Here is a 16,726-nt window from a genome sequence, read left to right on the forward strand (position 1 = left end):
GCAACATCGTTGAAGACATGTTGAATTAATCAAGCCTGAAAGCAGGCTGATATCTGATAGCCCCATGGAAACTTTCCCATGGGGCTTTTTTATATGACAAACTTCATCCCCACAAAAGTTTTTCGGTGCCAATCATACGCTATATCGTTTTTTTTATGTAAGTTTGCCACACGTTAATGAGAAAGAGAGAATAAAAAGATGCCATTACGAATACCAGACAAGCTGCCGGCAATAGACATTCTTAAGAAAGAGAATATCTTTGTCATGGACAGCTCCAGGGCTCACACGCAGGACATACGCCCCCTGCACATCGTCATATTAAACCTCATGCCTCTGAAGATTACGACAGAGACCGACTTGATACGTCTGCTGTCGAACACACCACTACAGATGGATATAACCTTCATGAAGCTTAAAAGCCACACACCGAAGAATACTCCAATCGAGCACATGATGGCTTTTTATAAAGATTTTGACGTTCTGAAAGACAAAAAGTTCGACGGAATGATAATTACCGGTGCACCGGTTGAGAACTATGCTTTCGAAGAAGTGACATATTGGGAGGAAGTAACTAAAATTTTTGCATGGGCACGCAATCATGTCACCAGCACATTATATATATGCTGGGCTGCACAGGCAGGGCTCTACTATCATTATGGCATACCCAAATATCCACTGCCAAAGAAGATGTTCGGTGTGTTCAAGCAACACACACTCATGCCGCTTTTGCCCATATTCAGAGGCTTCGACGACTACTTCTACATGCCACAAAGCAGACACACAGAAATACGAAAACAGGATATTGAGGCAACTTCAGGCTTACAGCTCATAGCCGAGTCAGCTGAAAGCGGTGTAAGCATAGTGATGGCCCGCGGCGGAAGAGAGTTCTTCATAACAGGTCATCTCGAATATTCACCTGATACACTCGACAAAGAATACCGCCGCGACATAGGCAAGCGTGACGATGTGGAGATGCCTATAAACTACTATGCAGACGACAACCCGGACAATCCTCCGTTGGTGCGCTGGCGAGCTCATGCCAATCTTCTTTTCAGCAACTGGATTAACTATTACGTATATCAAGAAACCCCTTACGACATAAACAAAATTGAGTAAAGCTATAGAACTTTTGGCTCCGGCCAAAAACCAGGAATGCGGCATAGCCGCCATCGATCACGGAGCAGATGCCGTATATATAGGAGCGAGCCGCTTCGGAGCAAGAGCCGCTGCAGGCAACACCCTCAGCGACATCAAGGCCCTGTGCGAGTATGCCCACACGTTCATGGCCAAAGTCTACGTGACTGTGAACACCATTATCTATGATAATGAACTTTGTGCCACCAAAGGGCTTATATCGCAACTATATGAGGCTGGTGCAGATGCCATACTGGTACAAGATATGGCTCTAGCCTCAATGATTGCCTCTGGAGACGGACTTCCGCCTATACCCATCCATGCCAGTACGCAGACTGATAACCGTACAGCAGATAAAGTAAAATGGCTAGCCTCACAGGGATTCAGCCGTGTCGTACTTGCCCGTGAACTCTCGGCAACAGAGATAGCACAAATTCACAAAGCCGTGCCGGATGTCGAACTCGAAGTGTTTGTCCATGGTGCTTTGTGCGTAAGCTATTCAGGACAATGCTACGCTTCGCAGTATTGTTTTGGGCGCAGTGCCAACAGGGGCGAATGCGCCCAGTTCTGTCGCCTAAAATTCAATTTAGAGGATGAACACGGCAACGTCATTGAACGCGGACGCCACCTGCTGTCACTCAAGGACCTATGCCTCATAGACCGCCTCGAGACACTGCTCGACTGTGGAGCTACATCGCTCAAGATTGAAGGCAGGCTAAAGGATATAACATACGTGAAAAACGTAACTGCAGCCTACAGCCGCAAGCTTAACGATATAATAGCACGCAGCAACGGACGCTACTGCCGCGCTTCGCTCGGCCGCAGCAATTATACTTTTGAACCAAATCTTGATAAGACATTCAGTCGAGGCTTCACCCACTATTTTGCAGATGGACGCAGCGCTGACATGAGTTCACCACTCACCCCAAAGGCTATAGGTCAGTATGTGGGCACGGTAAAGTCAATAAACCGCAACGATATTACCGTAGCTGGCACTGCAGCCTTTTCCAATGGCGATGGCCTGTGCTTTTTCAACGGAAATGACGAGCTGCAGGGATTCAGAGTCAACAGGGCACAAGGCAACACCATATTCCCTCAAAGGATGCCTTCCGGATTGAGTCGCGGCCAGGCTCTCTACCGCAACAGCGACCAAGCATTCGAGAAACTTCTTACGGGCAAAAGTGCCGAACGCAAGATAAACATAACAATGAGTCTGAAAGAATCTGCCCCAGGCAACATAATACTGACGGCAACTGCCGACAGTGTCAGTGCCATTACAGAGTTACAATGTGAGCCGCAAACTGCGCAGAAACCACAGACCGACAATATTGTGCGTCAACTTACACGACTTGGCAACACACCATTTAAGTGCACCGACGTGTCAGTTCCACAAGATGGAATAAAAACGTTTATACCATCGAGCCTTCTGTCACATATGAGACGCGACATTATCCAAAAACTAGAGCAAGCCCTCAGACAGGCTACAGCAGACGCACGCACGGAGGCAAGTAGCAAGGCGGCAAATACAAAAACAGAAAAAGGCGACAGCAACACATATCCTGCAGCCTATCCGTATCTGTATAATGTTGCCAACAACAAGGCGGCAGAATTCTACAAGTCGCAACAAACTAAAGCGATACCAGCCCCAGAAATCAACATGCCGCCACACGCCCTGCTCATGCAGTGCCGCTACTGCCTGCGTCATGCTCTGGGCATGTGCACACGCCAAGGCGGACACCCACATAGCCTCAAAGGTCCCCTATACCTGCGCATGACAGACGGCCGCCGTTTCAAACTGCAGTTTGACTGTGCACGATGCCAAATGAACGTCATTGCCGACAAGTAGATTTAATCCGGTCTCCTTCCCGACAAGAAACACTCGCAATACATAGCCATGCAACAAACAATAAACAAATACGCCGCTAAAGCCCTATACACCTGCATGCTGACAATCCTTGTGATACAGGCATCAATGCTGTCGTCATGCTATCACAACACGGGGCGCAGTAAAACCAAAACGGTAGCTACTGCACAGCCAGACACAGCAGCTTTTGAACGCACCCACCACTATTCGTTAAACTACAACTTCGTGGTGAAGGCCGACTCGCTCGTACTGCTGCGCCAGCAGCCAGAAGAATTGCTTAACGGTATGCAAACCGACTCTGTATCCGTCTACAAGCACGACCATATCGTCGTTGCCGACATCAGAGTTATGCCATCTGCAACTGCCGATTCTGTATGGATACAAGTAGCACGTGACCAAGAAACCTTCGGTTGGACACGCGAGCAGATGCTATTGGCTTCAACTGTACCCAGCGACCCAATATCACAGTTCATATCAATATTCTCCGATACCCACCTTCTCATCTTTCTTATCGTCATCAGCACAATATCCGTGGCATATCTTATGCGCACCCTACTGCGCCGCAATGCTAGAATAGTTCACTTCAATGACATAGGCACATTCTATCCCACGCTGCTAGCCCTCACCGTGGCTACAGCTGCAGTCATCTACTCAAGCATACAGAACTTTGAGCCAGACACATGGCGCCATTTCTACTTCCATCCCACGCTCAATCCTCTAAATGTACCACCCGTCCTAGCCATCTTCTTGGCTGCCGTATGGACTATGCTTATTCTTTCTCTGGCTGTAGCCGACATTGTACGTCGCCTTTTGCCACCGGCGGAAGCTTTACTATATCTCTGCGGGCTGGCTGGCATCTGCGCCGCAAACTATATAATCTTCTCTATAGCCACACTTTATTACATAGGCTATCCACTCTTGGCCGCATACACCTACTTTGCAATAAAAATCTACTTCAAACGTGCTAAATGCAACTACACCTGCGGCAAATGTGGAGCAGGTCTAAGACACAAGGGTATTTGCCCACAATGCGGAGCAATGAACACGTAGACAAATAACTTAAGAATTGTAAAATGTAAGCAGATGTTTACGGCAAAAAACTAGGCCACTTTTAAAGTAAAAGTGGCCTAGTTTTTTGCCGTAAACGATAGGTTAATAATTTGGAACCAAAGTATGTCATGAGACTTTCAGTTTATACAATAATCACAGAAAAATCCATCACACATTAAGCCAACGCACATACTTTACTTTTATTTCTCAGACAAGAAAATCATATCACATTATTATCAGCAAATTTATCATATACCCAACATATCAATACGAAATCCTGCAATAATACAAATCATTATTACACTGTATCCACAACAATCAACCCATGCATTATAATCCATGTCAAATCATTTCGTTCCAGAGACCGATGATGCGCATTCAGATACTGATAGAGCTGCTTCAGTAATATTTGTATTGACATTTGCCCATGCTACATGTTATCTTTGCGAATAAAAAGCATACAAACTTAACAGAAAAAAAGATGATTACGATTAGAAAAAACATGCTGCTGATTCTGTCGTCTGCCATTATGGCTGTATCGTGCAGTGGCCGACACGATGCTCCTGGCACGGTACGCACCGTGGACGTAGCCACGGCTGAAAGTATGGCCGATACATCGGCCCGCAAATATCCTTTCATATCTGAGCCCTACCGCACAGCAGAACTCGCCTTCAGAGTTGGCGGTCATATAGCCCAACTTGACGTTCAAGAAGGGCAGTTCTTCAGACGCGGAGAGGTGATAGCCGCACTCGACGCTCGTGACTTCATTGTAAGGAAAAGACGAGCAGCGGCAATATGCCGTCAGGCTAAGGCTGAATACGAGCGTACAACACGCTTATTTAAGGCCGGCAACATAGCCGAACAGGAGTATGAACGTGCAAGAGCCGATTATGAGCGCGCAAAAGCAGACTATGACATGGCTGCAGATGAATTGGACCGTACACGACTCATAGCTCCTTTCAGCGGATATGTACAGACACAACATGTAGAACGCTATCAGGACGTGGCAGCAGGACAGCCAGTGGTTACGTTTATAGATATGTCACGCATAAAGGCAGAGGCCTACGTACCAGAAGACATAGCCGCACAACTACAACAGAACATAGGCGGCAGGACATGTCTGATAAGCTTTGACCGCATGAGCGGCAGGACATTCAGACCGGCAGAAACATATATAACACGTACCGCCACGGGTAACAATATGGCCTTCAAACTGACTGCATTGATAGACAATGGCAAATCACACCTGCCAGGTGGCATGTCTGGCAACATGCTCATTGGACAGACTTCAAATAAGTTTGTTGGAGTAGCCGTACCTCAGAAAGCAGTATGGAGTCCATCCTCTGGAGGCAGTTGTGTTTGGACGATAGACAACAGCGGACGGGTTAGCCGACGTAACGTGACCACGGGACGCCTTTTAGGCGGAGGTATGATAGAGATTTGTAGTGGTCTAAAAGCAGGCGAACGCGTGGCCACTGCAGGTCAAGCAATGCTCAATGAAGGCGACACCGTGGCCACACAGGCCGTTGCTAACCGGAAAGGAGGAATGCAACAATGAGAGGCGCAGCTGAATTTTGCTTACGAAACAGAGCGCTGAGCTGGTTGGTACTGGCACTTGTACTTGCGGGTGGTATAATTGCCTATGGCAACATGGGCAAACTTGAAGACGCCCCATTCACAATTAAACAAGCTGTAGTGACAACATCGTATCCGGGAGCCTCACCGGCTGAGGTTAGAGAGCAAGTGACAGACGTGCTCGAAGAGTCAATACAGGAACTTGGCGAGCTCTATTATCTGAAAAGCGAAAACAGGGCAGGTCTGTCAAAGATTACCGTTTACGTGAAAAAAGAAATACGCGCTGCTGACATGCAGCAGTTGTGGGACAAACTGCGACGTAAGGTGAACGACGCCCAACCACATCTGCCAGCAGGAGCCGGTCGCCCTGTTGTAAACGATGACTTTGGCGATGTACTCGGAGTGTTCTACGCTCTAAGTTCATCTAACCATAGCTGGCGGGAGCTTGAAGACAAGGCAGACAGTCTAAAAAATGGTCTGCTGGGCATAAAAGATGTAGCCCGCGTAGAGCTGTTCGGACTGCAGGACCGCACCATAGACATTGAAGCCGATCCTTCGCTATTGGCAGCCAGCGGAATAACCATGTCTGACATAACAGCAGCATTCGACAGACAAAATAGAATTGTAGATGCCGGTGCTATAGAAACCGAACACAATCGCATAAGAGTAGAGGCTACCGGCAGTTTTGGTAGTCTTGAAGAACTAGAGCAACTAACGATTGTGGGACGGGACGGAGCCTACATCAGGCTTGGCGAGGTAGCTCATATAAGCGAAGGTTACCGCCATCCAGCACGCAACCAAATGCGGACCGACGGACAGCCGGCCGTAGGTATGGCCATATCTACTGTGGCCGACGGCAATGTGGTTGATATGTCGGAACGTGTTGCAGCATACATAGACGAAGCCAGACAAACACTGCCCGAAGGATACAGCCTGCAGACAATATACGACCAAGGACATGAGTCGGCCGAGGCCAACGAGGGTTTTGTGCTAAACCTTATAATATCTGTAATAACCGTAGCTGGCGTACTACTTCTATTCATAGGGATAAAGAACGGCATACTAATAGGCAGCGGACTGGTTTTCTCTATCTTCGGCACATTGATATACATGTGCGCAACAGGTATTGCTCTGCAACGAATGTCACTTGCAGCCATAATAATAGCCATGGGTATGCTCGTAGACAACGCTATCGTGGTATATGACGCAGCATTGGTAAACATGCAGCGCGGCATGCGCAAACGCCCGGCCATACTGTCAGCCGTCGGCACCACAGCCATGCCACTATTAGGTGCAACATTAATAGCTGTGCTGACATTTTTGCCCGTATACCTCTCTCCACACATAACGGGTGAAATTCTATCGTCTCTGTTCATAGTTATAGCAGTATCGTTGCTGCTTAGTTGGGTTCTGGCCATAACACAAAACGTGTTTTTCGTGCAAGAGTTTGTGCGCCGTCCACGTCCTGATGAGCTCAAGGGGGAACTGTTCAGAGGCAGACTTTACGATATGTTCAGAAAAGCCCTACGCTTGACGATAAGCCACAGATATGCCGTTACTGCATGCCTCGTCACATTGCTCATTCTAAGCGCAGTTGCTTTCAAGCTCATCCCGCAGCAATTTATGCCATTGCTTAACAAGCAGTACTTCACCATAGACCTGTGGCTGCCAGAAGGAACGCGCATAGAGCAGACTGCAGAACAGACACAAGCATTGGCTGACACGCTGAGACGACGCAAAGACATAAAGCACGTTTCAACATTTACGGGGCAGACGCCTCCACGCTACTATCTGGCCAACGCTGCTTACGGTCCTCAAAGCAACTATGCCCAGTGCCTGGTTGAAGCCGTCAGCCCTGAGGCTGCCAGAAACATGCAACAGAAACTGCAGAACGAAATATCACAAGCTTTCCCTGATGCATTAGTACGCGTAAATAGCTTTGAGCTGAACTCTGTACCACAGGCCCTCATAGAGGCACGCTTCAGCGGCGATGATCCACGCGTACTCGATTCGCTGACCAATGTGGCAATAGAAATAATGAGACGCAATCCCAAGGTTATGAATGCACGCAATGAATGGGGCAACAAGGCCATGATGATGACCACTCCGTACAATCCTGTAAAAGCAGGAAGGCTTGGACTAGGAAAAGCCGACATGATGACCGCCGTGAAAAGCACTGCCGACGGAGTTGCAGTAGGCATATACAGAGATGCCGACAAGCAGGTGCCTGTGATGTTACACACAAACACCAAGGGCATGATATCACAAGACGCGTTGGGCGACCTGGCTGTATGGAACGGCACAAACTCAGCTCCGTTGGCACAGCTTGCAGACAGCATAAGCACGGGATGGGAATGGCCGCTAATGAAAACATACAACAGGCGGTTGTCAATGGCAGCCCAGTGTGACGTTAAACACGGACACACTATGAAGGAAGTACATGCCGAAATACGCAACGAGATAGAACAGATAAAACTACCACCAGGTTACACCTTCTTCTGGGACTCTCAGTATAAGGACCAGCAAGAGGCCATGGCCGCACTGACCAAGTATTTTCCACTGGCCATAATATTCCTGGTGGTAATCCTCGTAATGCTATTCGGCAACTTCAAGCAACCGCTGATAATATTTCTCATTCTTCCACTCTCAATCATAGGTGTAGTTGTCGGCATGCTCGTCACGGGTTTTCAATTCGGTTTCTTCTGCATTGCCGGATGGCTCGGATTGCTGGGTATGATAATAAAAAACATCATCGTATTGCTCGATGAAGTCAATCTGCAGAGACGCGCAGGCGTACCACCATCTACGGCTATAGTAGAGGCAACTGTCTCGCGTACACGTCCGGTGCTCATGGCTGCCGCAACAACAGTATTCGGCAGCATACCACTGCTGTTCGACATTGTGTTCGGAGGCATGGCAGCAACAATCGTGTTCGGTCTTTCATTTGCCACGCTGCTCACTCTCTTTGCCACTCCTGCCCTATATGCCATATTCTATCCAGAAGCAGCAAAGCAAGCCGAAGATACGACAGAAACATGTAAACATGCATAACAAGCAACAGACAAGGTATGAAAATAAAACATATAATAACAATATATGCAGCGTTGACTGCCATAAGCACAAACGTTGATGCTCAAGATGCGGCTATGCTACAGGCATACCGCCGTCAGGTGGAAGCCTATAGCCACGACGTAAAAGCCGCCACACACGCATTAGAAGTATATAAAGAAAATGCAGCAGCGGCAAAAGCAGACTTTAAGCCCAAGATTACGGGCAACGCCGACGCTAAATATACAGGCAATCCACTCGAACTGAACATAGCACTGCCGAGTACAGACGGCGGTCGCAGCTACACGTTCAGTGGCAGAAACACAAAATACGGTGCATCGCTGACAATGGCTCAACCAATCTACACGGGCGGACTGCTCAAGGCTTCCTACGGAAAGGCCAAAGCAGAAAGTGAGAATGCTGCATTCGAGAAAAAACGCATAACCAACAATCTTATATATCAAGCCGATCAGACATACTGGAACTATGTAGCAACACGCGAAATGGTAACAGTAGCACAGAGACATCGTGATGCCGCAGCCGCACTTGCAGAGGCTGTAGCATTACGTGTAAGCAACGGATATACCGGCCGCAACGATCTTCTGACAGCCGAAGTGCGTCTCAACGATGCCGAATATCAACTGCAGCGTGCGCTAACTGATGCCGAAAATGCTCGGCTTGCCCTAAACTCGCTGGCTGGTGTCGGTTCATCTGATATGATACCGGCAGATACCATGCTATGTCCCGATACAACAATACCTTCAACGGGGCAAAGTATATACAATCGTCCCGAAATGGCCATGGCGAGCAAACAAATAGACATAAAAGGCTATGAGGCACGCATGGCCGATGCAGCCTACAAGCCGAACTTGTCTGTAGGCATCAACGGAAGCTACACATCACCTGGATACGACTTCAGGGCGGCCCCAGACCCCAACTATTCTGTATATGCTACACTAAGCATCCCTATATTCGAATGGGGAAAGAGGGGCAACACCCGACGTATGGGAAAACATGCCACAGCGGTAGCCGAGGAACAGATGAGAAGCACAGCCGACAGGCTGCAGCTTGAAGCAGAAACGGCTAGATGTAACTACACAAAGGCATGCGAACAGGTAAAACTGACAGCAAGCTCACTTCTCAAAGCAGAAGAAAGCCGCAGACTGACCACAGAAAAATATTATGAAGGAAGTGTGTCTGTTACAGACGTCATCAACGCTCAGATATACTACCTCGATGCATGTCGGAATCACATAGCATCAAAACTTGATGCCTGCATGGCCAAAAGCTCACTCGAATATGTGTACGGATATTGAAAATAATTTATTATTTTTGCATTCGCAGCGCAGTATTTCACCAAACAGGCATCCAAACGGCATGCTACTCCATATTGCCGGACACACATATAATATAAAAATATGACAACTAATGACAATAACCTGCAGCATGGATCGGTGCTCACCGACATACTTGTCTATTCTGCAATAGGCTGCTGCTCATACCTGCTGCTCATAATTTGCGGTGACATGCCGGCCATAAGTAGCCAGCACCTGACCACACCGGAAAGCATCATTGCCGTATTACTGCTGTTCAACGGTGTTGGTCTGAGCCTGCGCTTTGTCAACCGGCGCATGAGTGCGTCCTATCCCGCATGGATAAAAAAGCGCAGCCGCATGTTCACATTCCTTGCTATAGCAGCCGCAGCCCTACTCTGCTCTAATTATCTGCTGCTTGTGGCCACCAAAGTCATAGGTCACTCCCCAAGGCCGATGGCCTTGGCATGGCGAGGGGCCGGAGCACTGCTGGGCGTATGGCTAATAGAGTTGCTGGCCGTAAGTCTGTTCCTCATTAACAGGTTTTATGCCGACATAGCAGAACATCGCCGCAGGGCACGACAACTGGAAGATGCCTCAGTCAAAGCACAATATGCAGCTCTGCAAAGCCAGCTAAACCCCCATTTTCTATTCAACAGTCTGAATACACTCGTGGCTGAAATAGAATATAACCCAGCTGGTGCAGCCGAATTTACGCGCAACTTGGCCGACATATATCGCTACATTCTCGATTGCCACGAGAAACAAAGTGTAAGCCTCAACGAAGAAATCAGGTTTGCACAGACCTACTTACAGCTACAAAGAGTGCGGCTAGGCGACTGCATACAACTTGAAACAAAGCTCGACAGTAGCGAGGGCTACATGCAACTGCCGCCACTGACACTACAGTTGCTAACAGAAAATGTTATAAAGCACAACATCGTCAACACGGCAAATCCCGCAACCATAAAACTATGGTGTGAAGAAAACGACGACTCACCCTGGCTAGCCGTAAGCAACACGCTGACACCCAAGCCTGTAATTGGCACCTCAGGACACGGACTTCAGAATTTGTCAAAGCGTTGCAGACTGTTATGTGGACGTGACATACGCATCATTGCCGACAACAATACTTTTACCGTAAAAATCCCCATGATATATGACTGACATTACTGCTGCAATAATAGACGACGAGTTGCCGGCAGCCCGCCTGCTCTTTAGTATGGTGAACAGTATAAGACCAGAATGGCACACACATATTGTGCCTGGCAGCATAAGCGAAGCCTCCCTGTGGCTCAAACACTCGGGCGTCCGTCCCGATATAATGTTTCTCGACATACAACTCTCTGACGGCACATCATTCGGACTCATAGACAAGCTGCCGACCGAATGTATGATTGTATTCACCACAGCCTACGACGAGTATGCACTGAGGGCATTCGACCTTAACAGTATTGACTACTTGCTAAAGCCTATACGCGTTGAGCGTCTTGAGACTGCAATAGCTAAATTTGAACGCTACCACAACGCCGGACTTCTTGGCAGCCTCAGCAAATATCTTGCAAGAGCGATGCACGAAGACGCTGCTAATACATACCGCGAACGTCTGCTTGTGTCGGCAGGCCGGAAACTTTACACATTGCAAATAGACGACGTTGCATACTTCCGCTCGGAAGACAAAATAACAATAGCCACCACATGGGCCGGAACTGAGCACATCGTAGACCCGCCATTGAGTAGCCTGGAGCAGCAACTCGACCCGAAAAACTTCTTCAGAGCAAACCGACAGTTTATCGTCTCGGCAAAATCTGTGAGAAGCATAGAGCCCTACTTTGGCGGACGCTGGGCCATGAAAACATCACCCAACTGCAAAGAGCCAATCATTATAAGCCGTGAAAAAGCCTCTGCACTTAAAGTGTGGCTCAATTCATAGGAACAATGCACAAAAGAACCCAAAGCAACAACCATCTGCCACGTCATCAATACATAAAATAAAGCACTTACAACAAGCGGACACACAGACTTGGTTCGCCTGTTACTATAAACCAAGATTTGTTACTGCCAAAGAGCAGACCTGATTCTGACAGTAACAAACATTGGTCTAAAATGAGATTATCACACTATGTCTACACATTATTGGCGTCGCTGCGGCATAAACCTTTCCTGCATATACTGAAACAACATAAACAGCGGAGGAACAACAAAAAGCAAAGCCACCGTGCCCACGAGCATTCCACCCACCGTACCTACGCCTATGGATATATTGCCATTAGCACCAACGCCAGTGGCAAACATCATGGGTAACATACCAAAAATCATGGTGAGCGATGTCATAAGTATAGGTCTGAGGCGTACGCCAGCAGCCGAAATTGCAGCCTGAGCTATCGACATGCCGGCACGACGCCGCTCTGAGGCATACTCGGTAAGTAGGATAGCCGTTTTTGAAAGCAAACCGATGAGCATTATAAGACCGGTCTGCAAGTATATGTTATTTTCCAGACCGAAAATCCTAGCAAACATGAAGCTGCCGGCAAGGCCAAACGGCACGGACAAAATGACAGCCAAAGGAATGAAAAGACTTTCATATAGAGCGCAGAGAATAAGATAGATAAACACAACACACACAACAAACACCAATGTGGCCGTATTTCCTGCGGCAGACTCCTCGCGCGACATACCTCCAAACTCATAACCATAGCCCGTAGGCAAAGTCTTGTCTGCCACCTCCTTTATAGCCTCTATGGCCTGGCCAGAGCTGTATCCCTGAGCTGCCGAGCCGTTTACCTGTATGGCAGAAAACAAATTGAAGCGTGTGAGCACTTCTGAGCCATAAACTCTTTTGAGCTTTAAATACTGGCTTATAGGCGACATTTGGCCGTCTGAGTTTCGCACAAACATATTATCTAGTGAGTGTGTGTCGAGCCTGAACTCAGGCGGTGCCTGCACCATTACGCGGTAAAGTTTTGAGAAGCGGTTCATATTTGAAGCATAGCTGCCGCCAACGTATCCGGAAAGCGTGCTGAGCACATCGGCCGGTGACACTCCGTTACGTTTGCATCGCGCGGCATCGACCTCTACGAGATACTGTGAAAACTTGGTGTCAAATGAAGTTGTCGCACGGCCTATCTCGGGACGGCGGCTCAAAGAATCAATAAACAGGCGCGTATATTTTAACAACTCATCTGTGGTGCCTCCCTTCTGGTCCTGCACATATACCTCAAATCCGCTACTTGTGCCGTATCCAGGAATCATTGGACGCGTAAAGGCAATGATGTCAGCACCCGATATAGGAGCCGTAATGCGCTGTATCTCGCTTATCACAGCATCCAGAGCATCCTCCTTGCGAGTACGCAGACTCCAATCTTTAAGACGTATCGTGAACATTCCGTTGCAGGCACCCTGACCGCTCAAAGTAGAGTTACCCGTAGTATTCGACTGCAACTCAATCTGCGGTATAGTGCGCAGGCAACTATCCACCTGCTCCATCACCTTACGGGTTTGGCTTACGCTATTGCCCGGCGATGTACGCACATCAACAAACACCGTGCCCATATCCTCATTGGGCACAAAGCCGGTTTTTGTGGTTGCCATGAGTATGGCAAAGCCAACACAGGCAATAACCAGCAATAATCCGGCAAACCATTTACGCCGGAGCATAAAGGCCACTCCTCTTTTATACTTCATGACAAGACGGCCAAATGCTGTGTCGAAAGCAATATGGAAACGCGACGAAAAACTTAGCTTGCAACCATTAGAGGTATCGGAATGTGGAGTCATTATAAGTGAGCACAAAGCCGGACTCAACGTCAACGCATTGACCAGCGATATGGCAACAGCAGCAGCCATAGTAAGTCCAAACTGAGTGTAGAATGTACCCGTGGTACCTCCGATGAAACTCACAGGAATAAACACAGCCATGAAAACAAATGTTGTAGTGACGAGCGCCGACGTGATACCGTCCATGGCATCGACCGTGGCAAGATATGAAGAACGGTAGCCCTCGTCGAATTTGGCCTGAACGGCCTCTACAACCACGATGGCGTCGTCTACTACAGTTCCGATTACAAGCACCAACGCAAATAAAGTAAGCATATTCAGGCTGAAGCCTGCCACATAGAGAAAGGCAAACGTACCGACCAGCGACACTATGATTGAAAGTGCGGGGATGAATGTTGAACGCAGACTCTGAAGGAATACATAGACAACAAGCACCACAAGTACTATTGCCTCGACAAGCGTTTTTATGACGTTCTTAATTGAAGCATCAAGAAAATCCTTCGTACTCATCAAATCTACTATCTTTATACCCTTTGGCAACGTTTTGGATATTTCGTCCACGGTACGGTCAATCTCTTCTATTATCTCATTGGCATTTGACCCTGAGGTTTGAGCTATCATGATGTTACAACCTGGATGACCGTTAACTTCGTTAATGTAATCATAAGCTCTAGTTCCCAGTTCTATAGCGGCAACATCTTTTAGTCGCAGCACTTCCCCACCAGGAAGCGACTTTATCACAAGATTTTCATAATCAACCTCATTCTCATAACGTCCTCGGTACTTCAGCACATACTGGAAAGTGTTACTTGCCTCAGCACCCAAAGTGCCTGTGGCGGCCTCCACATTCTGCTCGTCAAGCACTTCAGCAATGTCAGCCGGCACAAGTCCATACTGTCTCATTTTACTGGGATTTAACCATATACGCATGGAATATTCGTATCCGAATACATTAACTTCACCAACACCGGCAATACGCGAAAGACGCGGTTCGATATTAATCTTCATATAGTTGGTAAGGAAAGCCTCATCAAACGAATCATCAGGACTATAAACAGCCAACTGCTTGATGTTACTTGTCTGACGTTTTCGCACGGTAATACCACTCTTTGTCACCTCTGCCGGCAGCAGTCCTTGTGCTGTGGCAATACGGTTCTGCACGTTGACTGTGGCCATGTCAGGATCTGTTCCCTGGCGGAAATATACACTGATTTTGGCAGAGCCATTATTAGATGACGTTGAAGTCATATAGGTCATATTCTCAACACCGTTGAGTGCTTCCTCCAGCGGCACCACCACGCTCTTCTGCACGGTTTCAGCATTAGCCCCACTATATGTAGCCGAAACGCTGACCGTAGGTGGTGCAATCTCAGGAAATTGTTCGATAGAAAGCTGCAACAAGCCTATAATTCCGAGAATGAATATCAGCACGGATATTACTCCGGCCAGTATAGGCCGGTCGATGAAAGTTTTTATTTTCATTGGCAATCCTTATTTTTTTGTGGAATCAGACTTCTTTCCCGTGCCAACCACCGTACCCTCACGCATCAGTCCTGCGCCCTCCGCAATAATGACATCACCCGGTTCCAGTCCGGATAGCACAATATAGTTTTTCCCATCGTTATATTTATAAATTGTTATAGTGGCAGACTTTGTCTTGCCGTCAACAATCTTCCACACAAACACCCTGTTCTGAAGCTCATATGTAGCCGACTGAGGTATCACAATACAATTCTTATGCACGGACGGAACTAATACAGAAGCACTGCCACCATTGCGCAACAGATGTCGGGGATTGCTGAAAACAGCTCTAAATCCAATAGATCCAGTCTCCGAATCAACGGTACCGCCAATAGCATCAATACGTCCCTGTAGATCGTATTTGTTGCCATTACTCATCGTCAACCCGACCGGAGGAAGTTTTTTCTTAGCCTCATCAAGTGAACCATACTCCTCTATAAGATCAAGCATCTGTGTCTCAGCCATAGAGAAATAAGCATAAATCTCAGAATCATCAGACACGGTTACAAGCGGTTCTTCAATAGTACTGCCAACCAATGCACCGACACGATAAGGTATCATACTTGCAACACCATCAACAGGACTCTTCACTTCTGTATAAGACAAGTCATTAGTGGCACGTGTAAGTTCAGCCCGGGCTTGAGCTACAGCAGCCTTGGCCTCCCGTAAAGAGTTAACGGCTGTCTGCCTGTCATAATCTGATACAACATTTCTCCTGCAAAGTTCCTCTTTACTATCTGCCGTTAGTTTGGCCGTACACAACTTTGCCTCCGCACTCTCCAAATTAGCCTTTGCCGTACTGAGCGCAGCCTTATATGGCACCTGATCAATGACAAACAGCACCTGACCACGCTTAACGGCATCTCCCTCATTTATACGTATGTCTGTAATCGTGCCACTGACCTGCGGACGCACCTCAACAGCCTGACGCCCTTGAAGTGTTGCAGTATAAGCAGATTGCAACATAAAGTCTCGACGCGTAACAGTAAGCGTCTTATACTCCTCGCCATGAATAGCCTGTTTTTTATCATCACAAGCACAGAACAATGACATACTACACACAACGAGCATAATACTTGTTTTAATTTCCATTTTGTATTTCTATAAAATAAAAAACTAAAGTTACTAAATAAGGGCCGCTCAAGACATACAACAAATAACAGCCCTCTATGTCCGGGTGCATATAAGCAAAAAATGTAGTTGCTTTTTTCCTTACAAAACTGCATTGCCGGCCATTCAGTTGATGCAAATTTATGAACAATGACTCTTATGATAAACTATGTGGTGACAAACAGCCTATATGTGGTGACAAACGACACATGGAAAACAATAGACCATTCAATAAAATGTATTACCTTTGCAATGATCGTAAAACAAAATAAATATGTGAACCATCCTCAGCCAACAATAATAAAATAAATGAATGTCCGCATGTTACCAAATT

General features: G+C 47.3%; 10 protein-coding genes. 8 read left to right on the forward strand and 2 right to left on the reverse strand.

Annotation, left to right across the window (positions count from 1 at the left end):
* The first annotated feature begins 198 nt into the window (after positions 1-198).
* The 8 genes from metA (at position 199) to QVO66_RS06565 (ending at position 11,917) form a co-directional block, all read left to right on the forward strand.
* Positions 199-1,116, forward strand: a complete 918-nt coding sequence (metA, locus tag QVO66_RS06530; protein WP_021854637.1) for a homoserine O-acetyltransferase MetA — start codon at positions 199-201, stop codon at positions 1,114-1,116.
* The gene (locus QVO66_RS06535; protein ID WP_288172692.1) at positions 1,109-2,980 is read left to right on the forward strand and encodes a peptidase U32 family protein; all 1,872 of its coding nucleotides are present in this window, start codon (positions 1,109-1,111) and stop codon (positions 2,978-2,980) included. The genes metA and QVO66_RS06535 overlap by 8 nt, the downstream gene beginning before the upstream one ends.
* 48 nt (positions 2,981-3,028) lie before the next feature.
* Positions 3,029-4,048, forward strand: coding sequence for a zinc ribbon domain-containing protein (locus QVO66_RS06540; protein ID WP_288172693.1), 1,020 nt, complete (start codon positions 3,029-3,031; stop codon positions 4,046-4,048).
* A 481-nt stretch (positions 4,049-4,529) separates the two neighbouring features.
* The gene (locus QVO66_RS06545) at positions 4,530-5,606 is read left to right on the forward strand and encodes an efflux RND transporter periplasmic adaptor subunit (protein ID WP_021854640.1); all 1,077 of its coding nucleotides are present in this window, start codon (positions 4,530-4,532) and stop codon (positions 5,604-5,606) included.
* Entirely contained in the window at positions 5,603-8,674 is a 3,072-nt protein-coding gene (locus QVO66_RS06550) for an efflux RND transporter permease subunit (protein ID WP_021854641.1), read from the forward strand. The genes QVO66_RS06545 and QVO66_RS06550 overlap by 4 nt, the downstream gene beginning before the upstream one ends.
* 17 nt (positions 8,675-8,691) lie before the next feature.
* Positions 8,692-9,987 carry a TolC family protein gene (locus QVO66_RS06555; protein ID WP_021854642.1) on the forward strand — a complete coding sequence of 432 codons (1,296 nt, stop codon included), beginning with the start codon at positions 8,692-8,694 and terminating at the stop codon, positions 9,985-9,987.
* A gap of 102 nt (positions 9,988-10,089) precedes the next feature.
* On the forward strand, positions 10,090-11,151 hold the full coding sequence (locus QVO66_RS06560) for a sensor histidine kinase (RefSeq protein WP_021854643.1): 1,062 nt from the start codon (positions 10,090-10,092) through the stop codon (positions 11,149-11,151).
* A complete protein-coding gene (locus QVO66_RS06565) occupies positions 11,144-11,917 on the forward strand; it encodes a LytR/AlgR family response regulator transcription factor (protein ID WP_021854644.1) in 774 nt (257 codons plus the stop codon). Before QVO66_RS06560 ends, QVO66_RS06565 begins: the two co-directional genes overlap by 8 nt.
* A 200-nt stretch (positions 11,918-12,117) precedes the next feature.
* Here the strand turns inward: QVO66_RS06565 and QVO66_RS06570 are convergent, their stop codons facing one another.
* Positions 12,118-15,243 (reverse strand): efflux RND transporter permease subunit, encoded by a 3,126-nt coding sequence (locus QVO66_RS06570; RefSeq protein ID WP_021854645.1) that lies wholly within the window; start codon positions 15,241-15,243, stop codon positions 12,118-12,120.
* A gap of 9 nt (positions 15,244-15,252) precedes the next feature.
* Entirely contained in the window at positions 15,253-16,374 is a 1,122-nt protein-coding gene (locus tag QVO66_RS06575) for an efflux RND transporter periplasmic adaptor subunit (RefSeq protein WP_288172694.1), read from the reverse strand.
* Positions 16,375-16,726 lie beyond the last annotated feature (352 nt).

This window comes from Prevotella sp. CAG:255 (assembly GCF_000431195.1).
Lineage (GTDB): Bacteria > Bacteroidota > Bacteroidia > Bacteroidales > Bacteroidaceae > Prevotella > Prevotella rara.

Excerpts from the sequence above, each read along its gene's own strand:
- metA (WP_021854637.1), top strand. The coding sequence starts at position 199 with ATGCCATTACGAATACCAGACAAGCTGCCGGCAATAGACATTCTTAAG.
- QVO66_RS06540 (WP_288172693.1), top strand. The coding sequence starts at position 3,029 with ATGCAACAAACAATAAACAAATACGCCGCTAAAGCCCTATACACCTGC.
- QVO66_RS06545 (WP_021854640.1), top strand. The coding sequence starts at position 4,530 with ATGATTACGATTAGAAAAAACATGCTGCTGATTCTGTCGTCTGCCATT.
- QVO66_RS06550 (WP_021854641.1), top strand. The coding sequence starts at position 5,603 with ATGAGAGGCGCAGCTGAATTTTGCTTACGAAACAGAGCGCTGAGCTGG.
- QVO66_RS06555 (WP_021854642.1), top strand. The coding sequence starts at position 8,692 with ATGAAAATAAAACATATAATAACAATATATGCAGCGTTGACTGCCATA.
- QVO66_RS06560 (WP_021854643.1), top strand. The coding sequence starts at position 10,090 with ATGACAACTAATGACAATAACCTGCAGCATGGATCGGTGCTCACCGAC.
- QVO66_RS06565 (WP_021854644.1), top strand. The coding sequence starts at position 11,144 with ATGACTGACATTACTGCTGCAATAATAGACGACGAGTTGCCGGCAGCC.
- QVO66_RS06570 (WP_021854645.1), bottom strand. The coding sequence starts at position 15,243 with ATGAAAATAAAAACTTTCATCGACCGGCCTATACTGGCCGGAGTAATA.
- QVO66_RS06575 (WP_288172694.1), bottom strand. The coding sequence starts at position 16,374 with ATGGAAATTAAAACAAGTATTATGCTCGTTGTGTGTAGTATGTCATTG.